Below are 17239 nucleotides of genomic sequence, written 5' to 3'. Positions count from 1 at the left end.
CGCCCCGGCGCAGCTGGTGCTGCCGCAGGCGCTGGGCGACTGGACCCAGGCCACGCCGCCGGCCGCCGACTGGACGCCCGCGTTCGACGACGGCGCGCTGCGCGTGCGCTCCGGCTACGCCGGGCCGGCCGGCCTCGTCGGCGTGCACGTCGACTACTACCGCGGTCAGAGCGACACGCGCAAGATCGTCAGCAGCCAGCACCTGCTGGTCGGCATGCAGGACACGCAGTGGGCCATCCCCGCCCACGGCGCGCGCCGCATCGAGCTTGACGGCCGGCCGCTGGTGCTGCGGCGCTCCGAGATCCTGTCGCGCGTGTCGCTGTCCGGCGCCGACCAGCGCCGCATCGTCGTCTGGCGGCTGTACTGGGTCGACGGCCGCTTCCTGGGCGGCGACGTCGAGACCAAGCTCGCCGGCGCGCTGGCCCGTCTGGCTGGCCGCGGCGACGAGGGCGCCGCGCTGCTGCTCTACGCCGATGCCGGCGACCCCGCCGCGTCCGACGCCGCGATCGAGGCCTTCCTGCGTGCCCAGCTCACCCCGCTGGGCACGCTGCTGCAGCGTGTGCACGACACGCGCTGACCCCACCCCGTTTCATTGCAGAAAGCGAGAACCACCGTGAACACCGTCGCCGTCATCGGTCTGGGCTACGTCGGCCTGCCGCTCGTCGTCGAGTTCGGCAAGCAGATGCGCACCATCGGCTTCGACATCGCGCAGCACAAGGTCGACGCCTGCCAGGCCGGCCGCGACCCCTCGCGCGAGCTGCCCGACAGCGAGCTCGCCGCCGCCACGCACGCCGTCTACACCAGCGACCCGGCGCTGCTGGTCGAGGCCGACATCATCATCGTCGCCGTGCCGACGCCGGTCGACGAGGCGCACATCCCCGACTTCACGCCGCTCATCGGCTCGTCGACCAGCGTCGGCCGGCACATGAAGAAGGGCGCGATCGTCGTCTACGAGAGCACCGTCTACCCCGGCGCCACCGAGGAGGTCTGCATCCCGGTGCTGGAGCGCGAGTCGGGCCTGAAGTGGAAGCGCGACTTCTTCGTCGGCTACAGCCCCGAGCGCATCAACCCGGGTGACCGCGAGCACACGCTGACCAAGATCCTGAAGATCGTCAGCGGCGACACGCCCGAGACGCTGGAGAAGGTGGCGCAGCTGTACGAGCGCATCATCGTGCCGGGCGTGCACCGCGCCAGCAGCATCAAGACCGCCGAGGCCGCCAAGGTCATCGAGAACACCCAGCGCGACCTGAACATCGCGCTGATGAACGAGCTGGCGATCATCTTCAACAAGCTCGGGCTGGACACCAGCGAGGTGCTGGAGGCCGCCGGCACGAAGTGGAACTTCCTGAAGTTCAAGCCGGGGCTGGTGGGCGGCCACTGCATCGGCGTCGACCCGTACTACCTGACGCACAAGGCCGACATGCTGGGTTACCACCCGCAGGTCATCCTGGCGGGGCGGCGCATCAACGACGGCATGGGCAAGTTCATCGCCGAGCAGACGATCAAGCAGATGATCGCCTCGGGCAGCTACGTCAAGGGCGCGCGTGTCAACGTGCTGGGCCTGACCTTCAAGGAGAACTGCGGCGACCTGCGCAACAGCAAGGTCATCGACATCATCCACGAGCTGGAGAGCTACGGCGTCGACGTCTTCGTCACCGACGCCCAGGCCGAGGCCGACGAGGCGATGCACGAGTACGGCGTGCGCCTGGTGCCGTTCGAGGACCTGCCGCGCGCCGACGCCATCGTCGCCGCCGTCGCGCACCGCGAGTACGCCGAGCTGAGCACCGACGACCTGTGCCGCAAGCTGGTCAAGGGCGGGGCCTTCATCGACGTCAAGGCGGCCTTCGACGCCCGGGCGCTGGAGGCGGCGGGGTTGAGGGTGTGGCGCCTCTGACGCCGGTGCGGGGTCAGGTCTTGCCTCTTGCAGAGGCCACGGCCGCCCGGGGCAGCCCGGGGTCAGGTCTCGTGAGACCTGACCCCGTCCGGCGGCTGCCGTCCCGTCGCGTCCGCGCGAGGTCCATCCGATGACGGCACCCGCCTCGCGCGCCAGCCGCCCCCTCGTCCTCCACCTCGTCTACCGCTTCGACACCGGCGGCCTCGAGAACGGCGTCGTCAACCTGATCAACCACATGCCGGCCGACGCCTACCGGCATGCGGTGGTCGCGCTGACCGAGGTCGTGCCCGGTTTTGCCTCGCGCATCCAGCGTGACGACGTCGAGTTCGTCTCGCTGCACAAGCCGCCGGGCCACGGCGTGAAGCTCTATCCGAGGCTCGCGCAGGTGTTCCGCCAGCTGAAGCCGGCCGTCGTGCACACCCGCAACCTCGCCGCGCTGGAGTTCCAGGTGCCGGCGGCCTGGTGCGGCGTGCCGGCGCGTGTGCACGGCGAACACGGCCGCGACGTCGACGACCCCGACGGCACGGTGCGCCGCTACCAATGGATGCGGCGCGCCTACCGCCCGTTCGTGCACCGCTACGTGGCGCTGTCGCAGGACCTCGCCGGCTACCTGGAGCAGCGCGTGGGCGTGCCGCCGCGGCGCATCGTGCGCATCTGCAACGGCGTCGACACCCGGCGCTTCTGTCCTGCCACGGCCGGGCGCGAGGCGCTGGCCGGCTCGCCGTTCGCCGACCCGGCGCTGTTCGTCGCCGGCACCGTCGGCCGGATGCAGACGGTGAAGGCGCAGCCGCTGCTGGCGCGCGCCTTCGTGCGCGCGCTGGAGCTCGCGCCGCGGCTGCGGCCGGTGCTGCGCCTGGTGATGGTCGGCGACGGCCCGCTGCGTGCCGAGGCGCAGGCGGTGCTGGCGCAGGGCGGCGCGGCCGACCTGGCCTGGCTGCCCGGTGAGCGCCGCGACGTGCCCGAGCTGATGCGCTCGCTCGACGCCTTCGTGCTGCCGTCGCTGGCCGAGGGCATCTCCAACACCATCCTGGAGGCCATGGCCAGCGGCCTGCCGGTGCTGGCCACCCGCGTCGGCGGCAACGCCGAGCTGGTCGACGACGGCACGACCGGCGCGCTGGTGCCGGCCGGTGACGTCGACGCGCTGGCCGCCGGCCTCGTGGCGCTGGCCTCGGACCCGGCCGGCGCCGCCGCGCAGGGCGCCGCCGGCCGCCGCCGTGTCGTCGACGGCTTCAGCCTCGACGCGATGGTCGGCCGCTATCGCGCGCTGTACGACGAGTTGCTGGGGATCGGGGACAGGGATCGGGGTCAGGGGATCGGGGTCAGGTCTCGTAAGACCTGACCCCAGGCTGCCCAGGCTGCTGGTTGGAAAGGCGCCTCAGCGGGGGATCGGGGTCAGGTCTCGTAAGACCTGACCCCAAGCCGTCCCGTAAGACCTGACCCCAAGCCGTCCCAAGCCTTCCTGAACCCCGCAGCGGCCCCCGTCTTCGAGGGGGCGAGGCGTGCACAAGTCACCTGCCCGGCGCCGAACGCCGAGTCGCGGCGTCGCCTGCACTTACCATGGCGGCGGGCGCGTCGGCCCATGGCAAGGGGCGAGGTCTGCCCGTCGCCCCGGCGCCCCGGCAAGGCAGTCCAGGCGGAGCAACAACCCATGTGCGGCATCACCGGCCTCTTCGACACCCGCGGCACCCGTCCGGTGGACCCGGCCGTGCTCGCGCGCATGAACGACGCCCAGTGGCACCGCGGCCCCGACGAAGGCAGCGTGCACGTCGAGCCCGGCGTCGGCTTCGGCCACCGGCGCCTGTCGATCATCGACATCGCCACCGGCCAGCAGCCGCTGTGCAACGAGGACGGCTCGGTCGTCGTCGTCTTCAACGGCGAGATCTACAACTACCAGGAGCTGATCCCCGAGCTCCAGGCCGCCGGCCACGTCTTCCACACCAAGAGCGACACCGAGTGCATCGTGCACGGCTGGGAGCAGTGGGGCGAGCGCTGCGTCGAGCGCTTCCGCGGCATGTTCGCCTTCGTGCTCTGGGACCGCAACCGCCAGACGCTGTTCCTGGCGCGCGACCGCCTGGGCGTCAAGCCGCTGCACTACGCGCTGCTCGACGACGGCACGCTGCTCTTCGGCTCCGAGCTGAAGTCGCTGCTCGCCCACGGCGGCCTGAAGCGTGACCTCGACCCGCTGGCGGTGGAGGAGTACTTCGCGCTGGGCTACGTCGCCGAGCCGCGCACGATCTTCAGCCAGGCGTGCAAGCTGCCGCCGGCCCACACCCTGTGCATCCGCCGAGGCGAGCCTGTGCCCGAGCCGCGCGAGTACTGGGACGTGCACTTCACGCTCGGCAACCCGACCTCGGTGGAGGACGCCTGCGAGGAGCTGCAGCACCGCCTGCGCGAGTCGGTGCGGCTGCGCATGATCGCCGAGGTGCCGCTGGGCGCCTTCCTGTCCGGCGGCGTCGATTCCAGCGCCGTCGTCGCGACGATGGCCGGCCTGTCCGACGGCCCGGTCAACACCTGCAGCATCGCCTTCGACGACCCCAAGTTCAACGAGAGCGCGTTCGCGCAGCTCGTCGCCGACCGCTACCGCACCGACCACCGCGTCGAGACCGTCAAGTCCGACGACTTCGACCTCATCGACACGCTGGCGCGGCTGTACGACGAACCCTACGCCGACAGCTCGGCGATCCCCACCTACCGCGTCTGCCAGCTCGCGCGCAAGCACGTCACGGTGGCGCTGTCGGGCGACGCCGGCGACGAGAACTTCGGCGGCTACCGCCGCTACCGCCTGCACCTGATGGAGGAGCGCATGCGCTCGGCGCTGCCGGCGGCGGTGCGCCAGCCGGTGTTCGGCATGCTCGGGCGGCTCTACCCCAAGGCCGACTGGGCGCCGCGCGTGCTGCGCGCCAAGACCACCTTCGAGGGCATGGCGCGCAGCTCGGTCGAGGCCTACTTCCACTCGGTCTCGATCCTGCGCGGCGACATGCGCCGCCAGCTGTTCAGCCCGGCGCTGAAGCGCCTGCTCGCCGGCTACGACGCGCAGCAGGTCTTCGAGCACCATGCCGCACGCGCCGGCACCGACGACCCGCTGGCGCTGATCCAGTACCTGGACCTGAAGACCTACCTCGTCGGCGACATCAACACCAAGGTCGACCGCGCCAGCATGGCCCACAGCCTGGAGGTGCGCGAGCCGCTGATGGACCACAAGCTCGTCGAGTGGCTGGCCACGCTGCCCTCGTCGCTGAAGGTCCGCGGCCAGGAGGGCAAGTTCCTGCTGAAGAAGGCGATGGAGCCCATGCTGCCCGACGAGGTGCTGTATCGGCCGAAAATGGGGTTCTCGGTGCCGCTCGCGCGCTGGTTCCGCGGCCCGCTGAAGGACCGCGTGCGCGACGCCGTGCTCGGCGAGCGCCTGTCGGCGACGGGCTGGTTCGAGCGTTCCTATCTGCAGCACCTGGTGGATGCCCACCAGGCCGGCACCCGCGACTACAGCGCACCGCTGTGGACGCTGCTGATGTTTGAAGCTTTCCTGCGCAACGTCGTCGATGCCGGCGCCGTCGGCGCGCAGGGTATTTCGCGAGAGGCCGAAGCGCTGGCATGACATTGCGCGTCCTGCACGTCCTGGATCACTCCATCCCCCTGCACAGCGGCTACACCTTCCGCACGCTGTCGCTGCTGACCGAGCAGCGCCGCATGGGCTGGGAGACCTTCCATGTGACGAGTCCCAAACACGCCACCACCGTCCCCGAGGAGACGGTCGAAGGCTGGCATTTCTATCGCACCGTGGTGCCGGCCAGTGCCGGCGGCGTTCCCGGCCTCAACGAGATGGCGCTGATGCGCCGGCTGGAAAAGCGCATCAACGAGCTGACGCTCAAGCTGCGCCCGAACGTCATCCACGCCCATTCGCCGGTGCTCAACGCGCTGCCCGCGCTGCGCGTGGCCAAGCGCCAGCGCATCCCGGCGGTCTACGAGGTGCGCGCCTTCTGGGAGGACGCTGCCGTCGACCACGGCACGACCACCGAAGGCAGCCTGCGCTACCGCCTGACGCGGCGCATGGAGACCGCGGCGCTGAAGGAGGCGGCCCACGTCTTCACGATCTGCGAGGGCCTGCGCGGCGACATCGTCGGCCGCGGCGTGGCCGGCGAGAAGATCACCGTCATTCCCAACGCGGTCGACGTCGACACCTTCGAGCCCGGCGGCCAGCCCGACGCGGCGCTGAAGGCCCGGCTGGGGCTGGACGGCGCCACCGTCGTCGGCTTCATCGGCAGCTTCTACGCCTACGAGGGCCTGGACCTGCTGCTCGACGCGATGCCGCGCCTGCTCAAGCGCCGGCCCGAGATGCGCGCGCTGCTCGTCGGCGGCGGCCCGCAGGAGCAGCTGCTCAAGGAGCGTGCGCAGTCGCTGGGCATCGCCGACAAGGTGGTCTTCACCGGCCGCGTGCCGCACCAGGAGGTGCAGCGCTACTACGACCTCGTCGACGTGCTCGCCTACCCGCGCCACAGCATGCGGCTGACCGAGCTGGTCACGCCGCTGAAGCCGCTGGAGGCGATGGCCCAGGGCCGGCTGTTCGTCGCCAGCGACGTCGGCGGCCACAAGGAGCTGATCCGCAACCGCGAGACCGGCTGGCTGTTCCAGGCCGGCAGCGCCGAGGCCCTGGCCAACGCCGTCGACGACCTGCTGGCGCGCCGCGACCAGTGGCCGTCGCTGCGCGCCGCGGGCCGCGAGTTCGTCGAGCGCGAACGCACCTGGGCCAACTCGGCCGGGCTGTACCGCCCGGTCTACGAGCGCCTGATCGCCGCCGGGGGGCGCTGACGGTGGCCGACGGCCCGCGGATCGTCGTCCTCAGCAGCCTGTTCCCGAGCGCCGTGCAGCCCGGTGCCGGCCTCTTCGTGCGCGAGCGCATGTTCCGCGTCGGCCGCGAGCTGCCGCTGGCCGTGGTGGCGCCGACGCCGTGGTTCCCGCTGCAGTCGCTGCTGCGGCGCTTCAAGCCCGGCTTCCGGCCCGGCGCGCCGCGGCACGAGACCCAGCAGGGCCACGAGGTCTGGTTCCCGCGGTTTGTCAGCGTGCCCGGCGCGCTGAAAGGCTGGGACGGACTGGCGATGGCGCTGGCCGCCTGGCCGCGGCTGGCGCGCCTGAAGCGCGCAGGCCGGCTGGACCTGATCGACGCCCACTTCGCCTACCCCGACGGCTACGCCGCGACGCTGCTCGGCCGCTGGCTGGGCGTGCCGGTGACGATCACGCTGCGCGGCACCGAGCAGCGCCAGGCGCGCGACCCGGCGCTGGCGCCCAAGCTGCGCGCCGCGCTGCAGCGCGCGACGCAGGTCTTCGCGGTGTCGGAGTCGCTGCGCCAGGTGGCGCTGGGGCTGGGCATCGCGGCCGACAAGGTGCGTGTCGTCGGCAACGGCGTCGACCTGGCGCGCTTCAACCCGCTGCCGCGGGCCGAGGCGCGGGCCGCGCTGGGCCTGGCGGCCGACGCGCCGGTGCTGGTCAGCGTCGGCGGGCTGTGCGAGCGCAAGGGCTTCCACCGCGTCATCGAACGCCTGCCGGCGCTGCGCGAACGGTTTCCCGGCCTGGTCTACCTCGTCGTCGGCGGCCCCAGCCCCGAAGGTGACCTCGGCCCGCAGCTGCGCGCCCAGGTGGCTGCCGCCGGGCTGGGCGACGCGGTGCGTTTCCTCGGCCCGCTGCCGCCCGACGCGCTGCGCGGGCCGTTGTCGGCGGCCGACGTCTTCGTGCTCGCCACGCGCAACGAAGGCTGGGCCAACGTGTTCCTCGAAGCGATGGCCTGCGGTCTGCCGGTCGTGACCACCGCCGTCGGCGGCAACGCCGAGGTCGTCTGCCGCGCCGAACTGGGCCGCGTCGTGCCCTTCGGCGACGGCCAGGCGCTGGAATCGGCGATCGCCGACGCGCTGGCGCGCGACTGGGATGCCGACACGATCCGCCGCTACGCTGCGGCCAACACCTGGGACCGGCGTGTCGCCGAGCTCGTCGCCGTCTTCCGCACGCTGCACCGCGGCACCGGCGAACGGGCGGCCGCCGCGGCCCCCTGAACACCATGAGCGGGCTCTACACGCGTTTCACCTCCGGCGTCCTGTTTCCGCTGCACGAGCGCCTGAAGCGCCACGACAGCGTCGCGGTGCGCCGCGCTCTGGAGGCCAGCCAGTGGTGGCCACCCGAGCGCCTGGAGGCGCTGCGTGTCGAGCGCCTGCGCACGCTGCTGACGCAGGCCGGCCAGCACGTGCCGTACTACCGCGAGCTGTTCGCTGAACACCGTTTCGACCCGGCGGCCGTCACCTCGGTGGCCGACCTGCAGCGCCTGCCCTTCCTGAGCAAGGCCGTCGTGCGCGCCCAGGGCGAGCGCCTGCGCCACGAGCAGGCCGAAGGCCTGGCGCGTTTCAACACCGGCGGCAGCTCCGGCGAGCCGCTGATCTTCTTCATCGGCCGCGAGCGTGTCAGCCACGACGTCGCCGCCAAGTGGCGCGCCACACGCTGGTGGGACGTGGACATCGGCGACCCCGAGATCGTCGTCTGGGGCAGCCCGATCGAGCTCGGCGCCCAGGACCGCGTGCGCGCCTGGCGCGACCGCCTGCTGCGCACCGAGCTGCTGCCGGCTTTCGAGATGAGCGAGAGCAAGCTCGACGGCTTCGTCGCCGCGATCCGCGCGCGCCGGCCGAAGATGCTGTTCGGCTACCCCAGCGCGCTCAGCCACATCGCGCGCCACGCCGAGCGCCGCGGCCAGCGTTTGGACGACCTGGGCATCGAGGTCGCTTTCGTCACCAGCGAACGCCTGTACGACGACCAGCGCGAGGCGATCTCGCGCCTGTTCGGCTGCCGCGTCGCCAACGGCTACGGCAGCCGCGACGCCGGCTTCATCGCCCACGAGTGCCCCGCGGGCGGCCTGCACCTGACGGCCGAGGACGTGATCGTCGAGATCGTCGCGCCCGACGGCCGCGTGCTGCCGCCGGGGCAGTCGGGCGAGATCGTCGTCACGCACCTGGCGACGAAGGACTTCCCGTTCATCCGCTACCGCACCGGCGACGTCGCCGTGCTCGACACCGCGCGTTGCGCCTGCGGCCGCACGCTGCCGCTGGTGAGGGAGATCCAGGGCCGCAGCACCGACTTCATCGTCGCCGCCGACGGCACCGTGATGCACGGCCTGGCGCTGGTCTACGTCGTGCGCGACCTGCCCGGCGTGCGCGGCTTCAAGATCGTGCAGCACAGCCTGCAGCGCACCGAGGTGCAGATCGTCGCCGACGCGGGCTTCGACCGCCCGGCGCGCGCCGCCGAGATCCAGGCCGGGCTGAAGCGCCGCCTGGGCGCCGCCGTGCAGGTGGACGTGAACTACGTCGAGGCCATCGCGCCGGAGAAGTCGGGCAAGTACCGCTACGTGGTCAGCCACGTGGCGGCGGCGCCGGCGCAGGAGAGCGTGCCGCATGCGTGACATCCTGATCATGATGATCGTGATCCCGGCGGCGCTGATGGCGCTGCGCCGGCCGTGGATCGGCGTGCTGCTGTGGACCTGGCTGAGCCTGATGAATCCGCACCGCTACGCCTTCGGCTTCTCCGTCACCGCGCCGCTGGCGGCGATCGCGGCGGTGTCGACGCTGGTGGGCATGCTGGCGGCGCCCAAGGACCGCGAGTCGCCGTTCAAGGGCGCGCCGCCGGTGATCCTGCTGATCTTCATGGCCTGGATGACCTTGTCCTGGGTGATGGGCATGGACCGCGCCAACGACTATGCCCAGTGGGACAAGGTCATGAAGATCAACCTGATGGTGCTCGTGACGCTGATGCTGTTGCGCACCCGGGTGCAGATCATGACCTTCGTCTGGGTGGCGACCTTCTCGCTGGCGCTGCTGGGCATCAAGGGCGGTCTGTTCACCATCGCCAACGGCGGCAACTACCGCGTCTGGGGGCCGCCGGGCAGCTTCATCTACGACAACAACCACTTCGCGCTGGCGCTGGTGATGACGATCCCGCTGATGCGTTTCCTGCAGATGCAGACGCAGGCCGCCTGGCTGAAGCTGGCGATGACTGGCGGGATGGTGCTGGTGGCCGCCTCCGCGCTGGGCAGCCACTCGCGCGGCGGCTTCCTGGCGATCTGCGCGATGACGCTGGTGCTCTGGTGGCGCGGCCGCAACCGTTTCGTCTCGGGTGTCGTGCTCGCCGTGGTCGCGGCCGTGCTGCTGGCCTTCATGCCGCAGGAGTGGTCGGATCGCATCGCGACGATCGGCGAGTACAACGAGGATGCGTCGGCCCAGGGCCGGCTGTCGGCCTGGGCGACGGCGTGGAACGCCGCCTTCCACTACCCGTTCGGCGTGGGCTTCAACGCGGCCCGTCCCGAGCTGTTCCAGCGTTTTTCTCCGAACCCTGAAGTGGGCACGCCGGTGGCGCACAGCATCTACTTCCAGGTGCTGGGCCAGCACGGCTTCGTCGGCCTGGGGCTGTTCCTGCTGCTGTGGGGCGTGACTTGGCGCTGGGCGGCCAAGCTGCGCCGGGAGGCCCGCGACATCCCGCAGGCGCGCTGGGCGGCCGACCTGGGCGCGATGTGCCAGGTCTCCCTCGTCGGCTACGCGGTCGGTGGTGCGTTCCTCAACCTCGCGCACTTCGACTGGCCTTACGACGTCATGGCCATGGTCGTGATGGCGCGTGTCTGGGTGCGACGGCGAAGCTGGGAGACCGAACCGGTTCCCGAGAGCCCGCGGCGCTGGCAGCATCTGCTGGGCATCGTGCCGCCCCGGGTGCCGGCCGCCAAGGGGGCCGCTTGATCCGCGCCGCGCTCGGGGTCGTCTCGCCGGCGGGCGCTCGCGCCCGCCTGTCGATCCTCATCTTCCACCGCGTGCTGCCGCAGCCGGACCCGCTGTTCCCGGAGGAGATGCACGCCGGGCGTTTCGACACGCTGTGCGGCTGGCTGGCCGGCTGGTTCAACGTGCTGCCGCTCGACGAGGCCGTGCGGCGCCTGGCCGAGGGCACGCTGCCGCCGCGTGCGCTGGCGATCACCTTCGACGACGGCTACGCCGACAACCACGACGTCGCGCTGCCGATCCTGCGCCGCCACGGCCTGAACGCCACCTTCTTCGTCGCCACCGGCTTCCTGGACGGCGGGATCATGTGGAACGACGTGCTGATCGAGGCGTTGCGCCGCACCCGCGAGGACAGCCTCGATGCCGGTGCGGCCACCGGGCTCGCGCTGGGGCGCCTGTCCACCGTCACGACCGAGCAGCGCCGCGCGGCCGTGGACACGCTGATCGGCGCGCTGAAGTACCTGCCGCAGCCGCAGCGGGCGCGGGCCGTCGACAGCGTCGCCCGCAGCGCGGGGGTCGAGCTCCCGCGCGACCTGATGATGACCGGCGCCCAGGTCCGCGCGCTGCACGCCGCCGGCATGCGCATCGGCGGGCACACCGTCGGCCACCCGATCCTGGCACGCCTGGACAGCCGTGCGGCACGGGCCGAGATCGCCGACGGCAAGGCCGCGCTCGAGGCCCTGGTCGACGCGCCGGTGCGGCTGTTCGCCTACCCGAACGGCAAGCCGGGTGAGGACTTCGGCGACGAGCATGTCGCGATGGCGCGTGAACTCGGCTTCGAGGCCGCCGTCACCACCGGATGGGGTGCCGCGGGCGCCGGCGCCGATCACCACCGCCTGCCGCGCTTCACGCCGTGGGATCGCAGGCGTTGGCGCTTCGGCCTGCGAATGCTCGGCAATCTTCGGCAGACGAGCTGATCCGCTCGTCGCCGGCTCGACCAGGGGAGGGTTATGAACGATCGGGTCCATCGATTCCTCCAGCGCAACGAGGCGCGCATCAAGTCCGGCCTGGACGCGCTGGGCTACGACCACCGGCACTGGACCCGTCCGGTGATGTACGAACGCTGCGCCGAGCTGCTGCGGGCGCTGCGGCCGGCGGACCTGGACGCGCTGGAGATCTCCGCCGGCAAGTTCTTCCAGACCCTCGGCTTTCGCAGCTACACCGAGGCCAACTACCCGGCCTTCGACATCTGCAAGGACGTGATGGACCGGCAGTTCGACGTCGTCATCGCCGACCAGGTGTGGGAGCACCTGCTGTGGCCGTACCGCGCCACGCGCAACGTGCACGCGATGCTCAAGCCCGGCGGCCACTTCCTCGTCACGACGCCGTTCCTGATCCGCGTGCACGCCATCCCGCACGACTGCACGCGCTGGACCGAGACCGGCATGCGCCACTTCCTCGCGGAATGCGGCTTCCCGGAGGACGGCATCGTCACCGGTTCCTGGGGCAACCGGGCCTGCGTGAAGGCCAACTTCACGAAGTGGGCGCGGCGCGGCTGGTTCGGCTCGCTGCGCAACGAGCCCGACTTCCCGGTGGTGGTCTGGGCGCTGGCGCGCAAGGCCGGCTGAAGCCCCGGGGCGGGGGCGCTCAGCCGGCGACCTTGGTGCCGTCGAACAGCAGGGCGGGCGGCTGCCGTGCCGCCGACCAGTCCCGCGGGCTCTGCAGCCGCTCCCAGGCACGACGCCGGCGCCCGTCCTGCGCGAGGGCCGCGGCCAGCGCCCGAGGGTCCTCCGCCGCCCAGAGCGACACCAGACGCTCCACCGTCGCCGGCAACGCCTGCGCCGGCCGCCTGTGCCTGGCCAGCCAGTCGGAGACGGCGCGGTTCTCCAGCACGCCCTGGGCCTGGCGGTCCAGGCGCCGCCACTGGGTACGAAGATCCTGCCAGCGCCACCAGCGTTGGGGTTCGGTGTCCCAGCTGGCGTCGCGGGCCAGCGCGATGTGGCGACGTGGTTCCCAGTCGTGCCGGGCGGGATCCAGTCCGAAGGACAGCACCGCACCGACGATGCCGTCGGTGCGGTAGACGCCCAGCGGCAGGCGCAGACCCATGTGCCGCAGCGCGTGCAGGGTGTCGGCGCGCAGCGCGTGCAGGTTGCCGTGCAGCCCGCCTTCGCGTTCCATCGCTGCACGCAGCGCGGCGGCGCCTCGGCCCGTGCTGGGCAGCCCGGCCGCGGCCAGCGCTTGCGGTTCGGCGGCCAGCGCCGCTTCGAGTGCCTGCAGGGCGTCGGGCCGCACACGCACGTAGCCGTCGATGAAGAAGGTCGTCCCCGTCCCGGGCCAGAGCCGGTGCACGTACTCGTTCCAGCAGTGCGCCTTGTCGCCGAGCGCCAGGGACCAGACCCGCAGCTGCAGCGGGCCGCTGCCCGCAGGGGCTGCGGCCAGGGCCGCCGAGACGGCGGCGGCCAGCTCGGCGTTGCCGTTGACCAGCACGTCCGCCACGGTGCCGCGGCGCGCGGCGGCGGCCAGCGCTTCCAGGGCCCGCAGCACGGCGGCGCAGTCCTCGCGGCTGGCGAACAGCGCCGCGGCCCATCCGTCGCCCGGGATGTCGGCGCGGGACGCTCCCCGCTTCTCTGACTCAGTTGCCGTCGCGCCCAACTCGTCCCCCCGGTGGTGACGCGCCGCGTGCCGCCAGTGGCCTGCGGCGAGGCCCCGGGCACTGCCGGGACGCCGGACGATGACGCAATTCGCGGGCCGTCCGGTGGGTGGACGGCCCTTCGGTCGTGGGAGAGGGTCAGCCCTGAATCAGGCCCGTCGTGCGCCGCACCGCGTTGCGGAGGTTCGCGCGCAGGCGCGTGCCCAGGGTGTAGGCCGGCAGGCTGTCGGGCGCCGCCGCGATGCGCGCGTAATGCGTCAGGTAGTGGCGCTTGAGCAGCTCCAGGTCGTAGTGCTGCTCGACGATCTCGCGCCCGCGCCGGCCCAGCTCGGCCAGCCGCTCGCGCGGCGTGTCGCGCAGCGCGGCGGTCAGCGCGCCCGGCTGGTTCATGTCGACGAACACCGCCTCCTTGACGATGTCCTTCTGGTTCGGATGGTCGGTGCAGAACACCGGCAGCCCCATCGCCATGGCCTCGATGTAGACGATGCCGAAGGTCTCGTGCCGCGAGCCGAGCACGAAGGCGTCGGCGGCGGCATAGGCCTGCGGCAGCTCGGCGTGCGGCAGCTTGGTGAAGACCACGCGCTCGCCCAGCAGTTCGCGCCCCAGAGCCACGATCGCCGGCGTCTCGCCGTTCTCCTGGCCGACGATGACCAGGCGCACGCCCGGCAGCGGCGCCACCTCGCGGATCACGTGGTCCATGCGCTTGTGGTTCACGCAGACGGTGCCGACGCTGATCAGCACGAACTCGTCGGCCCCGATGCCGTGGCGCTGGCGGAAGTCGCTGTCCAGCCCCGGGCGGAAGCGCCGGGCGTCGACTCCGTGCGGGATCATGAAGGCCTTGTCGCGGGCGCTCTGCGCCAGGTTGCGCTCGGTGTGCTCCTGGACGAAGTCGCAGCGCGGCAGCCGGGCCGCGGGGATCGCGCCGCCGTTGGAGAAGACGATCTTCGGCGTGCGCCGGAACACGTGGCGGTTGTCGAACAGGATGTTGCAGACCTCCTGCTCCAGGCAGTGCACGACGTCGTAGTCGCCGGCCAGCAGCGGGCCCATGCAGGCCCAGGCGAAGGTCTCGTGCTCGATGCGGGTGCGCTCCTGCTCGCGCACCGCGTCGGCCCACTTCGGCGCGACGCAGGGGCGGATGTGGTCCAGCTCGGCGGCGGTGCGCAGCACGCAGGGGATCGAGCGCTCGCGCGGCAGCTCCGGGCCGGCACCCTTGAACAGCGTGATGTCCAGCTCGTCGGCGAGCAGCTCGAACAGGCCGCGGGCGAAGACCTCGTGGCCGCGGACGACGTGGCCGAGGCCGGAGCAGAGCAGGGCGATCTTCATGCGCGGGGTCGGGGTTCGGACGGTGCAGCCTAGCGCCAGGCGGGGCCCCGGATTCTGATCGCCGCCAGTGCGGCGTGAACCTGCTCACGCCCGGATGCGGGAGGCGTCCGCAACCGCCCCGAACGCGGGGGCGGCGGATGCCGCCCCGATGCAACAATCGTCACCAGCCACGGGCCCGCGCGCCGCTCGTGCATGCCCTGCGCCGAGCCAGACCTTGCTGCCCAGCGTTTCCGTCGTCATCCCCTGCTACAACGCCCGCCGCCATCTGCCGGCCACGCTGCGCAGCGTCTTTGCGCAGCACGGCGTGACGCTGGACGTCGTCGTCGTCGATGACGGTTCGACCGACGGCTCGGCCGAACTCGTCGAACGCGAGTTCCCGCAGGTGCGTCTGGTGCGCCAGGCCAACCAGGGCGTGTCCGCCGCGCGCAACCGCGGCATCGAGGAGGCGCGCCATGACTGGGTGGCCTTCATCGACGCCGACGACCTCTGGCTGCCCGGCAAGCTGCAGGCGCAGTTCGAGCGGCTGCGCGCGCAGCCCGACGCGCAGATGGTCTACACCGCCTGGCTGAACTGGACCAGCGACGAGCCGGAGCCCGCCCCGGCCTGGCTGGCCGAGCGCGCCGGCGGCGACGGGCTGGCCGACGCCGACCCCGGGCCCAGCGGCTGGATCTATCCCGAGCTGCTGCTCGACTGCCACGTCTGGACCTCCGCGACGATGGCCCGCCGCGCGCTGCTGCAGGCGCTGGGGGGGTTCGACACCACGCTGCACATCGGCGAGGACTACGACCTCTGGCTTCGTGCCTCGCGCGTGACGCCGATCCTGCGCGTGGACCGCCCCTACGCGCTGTACCGGCTGCACCCCGGCAACGTGACCAAGCGCGTGCCCAAGGCCAACGACAAGGGCGAGATCGTGGGCCGCGCGCTGCGCCGCTGGGGTTATGCCGGGCCCGACGGGCGCCAGGCGCGCCGCGCCGACGTCGACCGCGGGCTGGCCCGCAGCTGGAGCGACTTCGCCGGCGCCCACCTCGTTGCCGGTGACGCCTCCACCGCACGCCGCGCCGCGCTGCGCGCGGTGCGCACCGACCCCCGGCAGCTGCTGGGCTGGACCGTGCTCGCCAAGTCGCTGCTGCGCTCGGTGTCCGGCGGCTGACGATGGCACGACGCGACAGCCTGCTGCGCCGGTCGTTCGCACTGCGCAGCGACGACCTCGGCCGGCGCGTCGTCGGCGGTGCCGGCTACCAGTTCCTCGGCATCGGCCTGCGCACGCTGCTGACGCTCGGCTCCACGGCCATCCTCGCGCGGCTGCTGTCGCCTTCGGACTTCGGCTACGTGGCGATGGCCACCGTGGTCACCGAGTTCGCCGGCCTGCTGGGCGCGTTCGGCTTCGCCAACGTCCTGATCCAGCGCCGCGTCATCAACCGGCTGCAGCTCGACACCGTGTTCTGGGCCTCGATGGCCATCGGCACGGTGCTGGGGCTGTTCGTCTTTGCCGCGTCCTTCGGCGCCGGCCTGCTGTTCGACGATCCCACCGTCGGGCCGCTGCTGCGCGTGATGGCGCTGAACTTCGTCATCGGCAGCGCGACCACCGTGCCGTCGGTCGTGCTGGCGCGGCTGATGCGCTTCAAGGCCAACTTCTGGATCAACATGCTGACGGTGGTGATCCGCACCGTGGCGGCGGTCGCCTGCGCGTTCGCCGGGCTGGGCATGTGGAGCCTGGTGATCGGCGCGCTCGTCGGCACGGTGGCCAACACGGCGCTGTACTTCGCCTGCGCCCCCTACCTGCCGCGCTGGCGCTACCACGGGGCCTTCATCGCGCGCACCTGGCGCACCAGCGCGGGTTACTTCGGCAACACGGCGCTGTACTACGTCAACATGAACCTCGACCTGCTGCTGATCGGCCGGCAGCTGGGTGCCGCGCCGCTGGGGTACTACCAGAACGCACGCTCGCTGACCGAGGAGATCCGCGGCCGCATCGCGATGCCGATCCAGCAGGTGCTGTTTCCGGCCTTCTCGGCGCTGCAGGCCGATCCGGAGCGCTTCCGCCAGCTCGTGCTGCGCGCCGGCCGGCTGCTGGCCGCGGTGGTGGTGCCGATCGGCTTCGGCGTGTCGGCCAACGCGCAGGAGCTGGTGCTGGTGCTCTACGGCGAGCAGTGGCGCGCGATGATCCCGGTGATGGCGATGTTCGGCCTGAGCGCGGCCCTGCGCGCCGGCACCGCGATCGCGTCGCCGCTGTTCAACGCCAACGACCGCGTCGGCCTGGCGTTCCGCTACAACGCCGCCGGCACGGTGCTGACGATCGCCGGCGTGCTCGCGGCGATGCCGTTCGGCATCGAGGTCGTCGCTGCGAGTGTTGCGCTGACGTCGCTGTACGTCCTCCTTCCAGCGCGCACGGCCTTCGGCCTGATCGGCCTGGGCTCGCGCCACCTGCTGCAGGTGCTGGGGCCTCCTGTGGCGGCCGCGGCGCTGATGTGGCTCGCGACTTCGGCCTTGCGTGCGACATGGACGGCGCCGCCGGCGCTCGCCCTGGCCTTGCACGTGGGGGCCGGGGCCGTCGTCTACCTCGTCGCGCTGCATCTGCTGGCCCGCCAGTTCCTGCAGGACTTCCGCCAGGCCTTCGCACTTCTGCGCAGCCGCGCATGAAAC

The 17239-nt window shown here is 72.0% G+C and carries 14 protein-coding genes; 12 read left to right on the top strand and 2 right to left on the bottom strand.

What is annotated here, in order from left to right:
- The 10 genes from RBXJA2T_RS05695 to RBXJA2T_RS05650 all read left to right on the top strand — a co-directional run.
- The coding region (locus tag RBXJA2T_RS05695; protein ID WP_009856379.1) for an exosortase C-terminal domain/associated protein EpsI at positions 1–577 on the top strand (577 nt) is incomplete at its 5' end.
- Between the two features lie 36 nt (positions 578–613).
- A complete protein-coding gene (locus RBXJA2T_RS05690; RefSeq protein WP_009856378.1) occupies positions 614–1894 on the top strand; it encodes a nucleotide sugar dehydrogenase in 1281 nt (426 codons plus the stop codon).
- A gap of 130 nt (positions 1895–2024) precedes the next feature.
- Positions 2025–3233, top strand: coding sequence for a TIGR03088 family PEP-CTERM/XrtA system glycosyltransferase (locus tag RBXJA2T_RS05685; RefSeq protein ID WP_009856377.1), 1209 nt, complete (start codon positions 2025–2027; stop codon positions 3231–3233).
- Between the two features lie 309 nt (positions 3234–3542).
- The gene (locus tag RBXJA2T_RS05680; protein WP_009856376.1) at positions 3543–5486 is read left to right on the top strand and encodes an XrtA/PEP-CTERM system amidotransferase; all 1944 of its coding nucleotides are present in this window, start codon (positions 3543–3545) and stop codon (positions 5484–5486) included.
- Positions 5487–5488: 2 nt separating this feature from the next.
- The gene (locus RBXJA2T_RS05675) at positions 5489–6697 is read left to right on the top strand and encodes a TIGR04063 family PEP-CTERM/XrtA system glycosyltransferase (protein ID WP_009856375.1); all 1209 of its coding nucleotides are present in this window, start codon (positions 5489–5491) and stop codon (positions 6695–6697) included.
- A 2-nt stretch (positions 6698–6699) separates the two neighbouring features.
- Positions 6700–7932, top strand: a complete 1233-nt coding sequence (locus RBXJA2T_RS05670) for a glycosyltransferase (protein ID WP_009856374.1) — start codon at positions 6700–6702, stop codon at positions 7930–7932.
- A gap of 5 nt (positions 7933–7937) precedes the next feature.
- Positions 7938–9323: a phenylacetate--CoA ligase family protein gene (locus tag RBXJA2T_RS05665; protein ID WP_009856373.1), complete on the top strand. Its 1386-nt coding sequence runs from the start codon at positions 7938–7940 to the stop codon at positions 9321–9323.
- The gene (locus RBXJA2T_RS05660; RefSeq protein WP_009856372.1) at positions 9316–10647 is read left to right on the top strand and encodes a putative O-glycosylation ligase, exosortase A system-associated; all 1332 of its coding nucleotides are present in this window, start codon (positions 9316–9318) and stop codon (positions 10645–10647) included. The genes RBXJA2T_RS05665 and RBXJA2T_RS05660 overlap by 8 nt, the downstream gene beginning before the upstream one ends.
- Positions 10644–11600 carry a polysaccharide deacetylase family protein gene (locus RBXJA2T_RS05655; RefSeq protein WP_009856371.1) on the top strand — a complete coding sequence of 319 codons (957 nt, stop codon included), beginning with the start codon at positions 10644–10646 and terminating at the stop codon, positions 11598–11600. Before RBXJA2T_RS05660 ends, RBXJA2T_RS05655 begins: the two co-directional genes overlap by 4 nt.
- 33 nt (positions 11601–11633) lie before the next feature.
- Positions 11634–12251 (top strand): class I SAM-dependent methyltransferase, encoded by a 618-nt coding sequence (locus RBXJA2T_RS05650; protein WP_009856370.1) that lies wholly within the window; start codon positions 11634–11636, stop codon positions 12249–12251.
- A gap of 19 nt (positions 12252–12270) precedes the next feature.
- Here RBXJA2T_RS05650 and RBXJA2T_RS05645 read toward each other — a convergent pair whose 3' ends face one another.
- Together RBXJA2T_RS05645 and RBXJA2T_RS05640 are read right to left on the bottom strand one after the other, a co-directional pair.
- On the bottom strand, positions 12271–13167 hold the full coding sequence (locus RBXJA2T_RS05645; protein ID WP_009856369.1) for a hypothetical protein: 897 nt from the start codon (positions 13165–13167) through the stop codon (positions 12271–12273).
- 244 nt (positions 13168–13411) lie between these two features.
- Positions 13412–14596 carry a glycosyltransferase family 4 protein gene (locus RBXJA2T_RS05640; protein ID WP_009856368.1) on the bottom strand — a complete coding sequence of 395 codons (1185 nt, stop codon included), beginning with the start codon at positions 14594–14596 and terminating at the stop codon, positions 13412–13414.
- Positions 14597–14810: 214 nt separating this feature from the next.
- Here RBXJA2T_RS05640 and RBXJA2T_RS05635 point away from each other — a divergent pair, with 214 nt between their 5' ends.
- Both RBXJA2T_RS05635 and RBXJA2T_RS05630 read left to right on the top strand, forming a co-directional pair.
- Complete coding sequence (locus RBXJA2T_RS05635; RefSeq protein WP_009856367.1) at positions 14811–15746, top strand: glycosyltransferase family 2 protein; 936 nt, start codon at positions 14811–14813, stop codon at positions 15744–15746.
- A 2-nt stretch (positions 15747–15748) separates the two neighbouring features.
- Positions 15749–17236, top strand: coding sequence for a lipopolysaccharide biosynthesis protein (locus tag RBXJA2T_RS05630; protein ID WP_009856366.1), 1488 nt, complete (start codon positions 15749–15751; stop codon positions 17234–17236).
- Positions 17237–17239: the final 3 nt, after the last annotated feature.

Origin of the sequence: Rubrivivax benzoatilyticus JA2 = ATCC BAA-35 (assembly GCF_000190375.1) — a bacterium.
GTDB lineage: Bacteria > Pseudomonadota > Gammaproteobacteria > Burkholderiales > Burkholderiaceae_C > Rubrivivax > Rubrivivax benzoatilyticus.
This window is presented reverse-complemented; position numbering and strand designations above follow the sequence as displayed.

Bases quoted from the DNA above. Each gene is read 5' to 3' on its own strand.
- RBXJA2T_RS05685 (WP_009856377.1), top strand. From the start codon at position 2,025: ATGACGGCACCCGCCTCGCGCGCCAGCCGCCCCCTCGTCCTCCACCTC.
- RBXJA2T_RS05680 (WP_009856376.1), top strand. From the start codon at position 3,543: ATGTGCGGCATCACCGGCCTCTTCGACACCCGCGGCACCCGTCCGGTG.
- RBXJA2T_RS05665 (WP_009856373.1), top strand. From the start codon at position 7,938: ATGAGCGGGCTCTACACGCGTTTCACCTCCGGCGTCCTGTTTCCGCTG.
- RBXJA2T_RS05660 (WP_009856372.1), top strand. From the start codon at position 9,316: ATGCGTGACATCCTGATCATGATGATCGTGATCCCGGCGGCGCTGATG.
- RBXJA2T_RS05650 (WP_009856370.1), top strand. From the start codon at position 11,634: ATGAACGATCGGGTCCATCGATTCCTCCAGCGCAACGAGGCGCGCATC.
- RBXJA2T_RS05640 (WP_009856368.1), bottom strand. From the start codon at position 14,596: ATGAAGATCGCCCTGCTCTGCTCCGGCCTCGGCCACGTCGTCCGCGGC.
- RBXJA2T_RS05630 (WP_009856366.1), top strand. From the start codon at position 15,749: ATGGCACGACGCGACAGCCTGCTGCGCCGGTCGTTCGCACTGCGCAGC.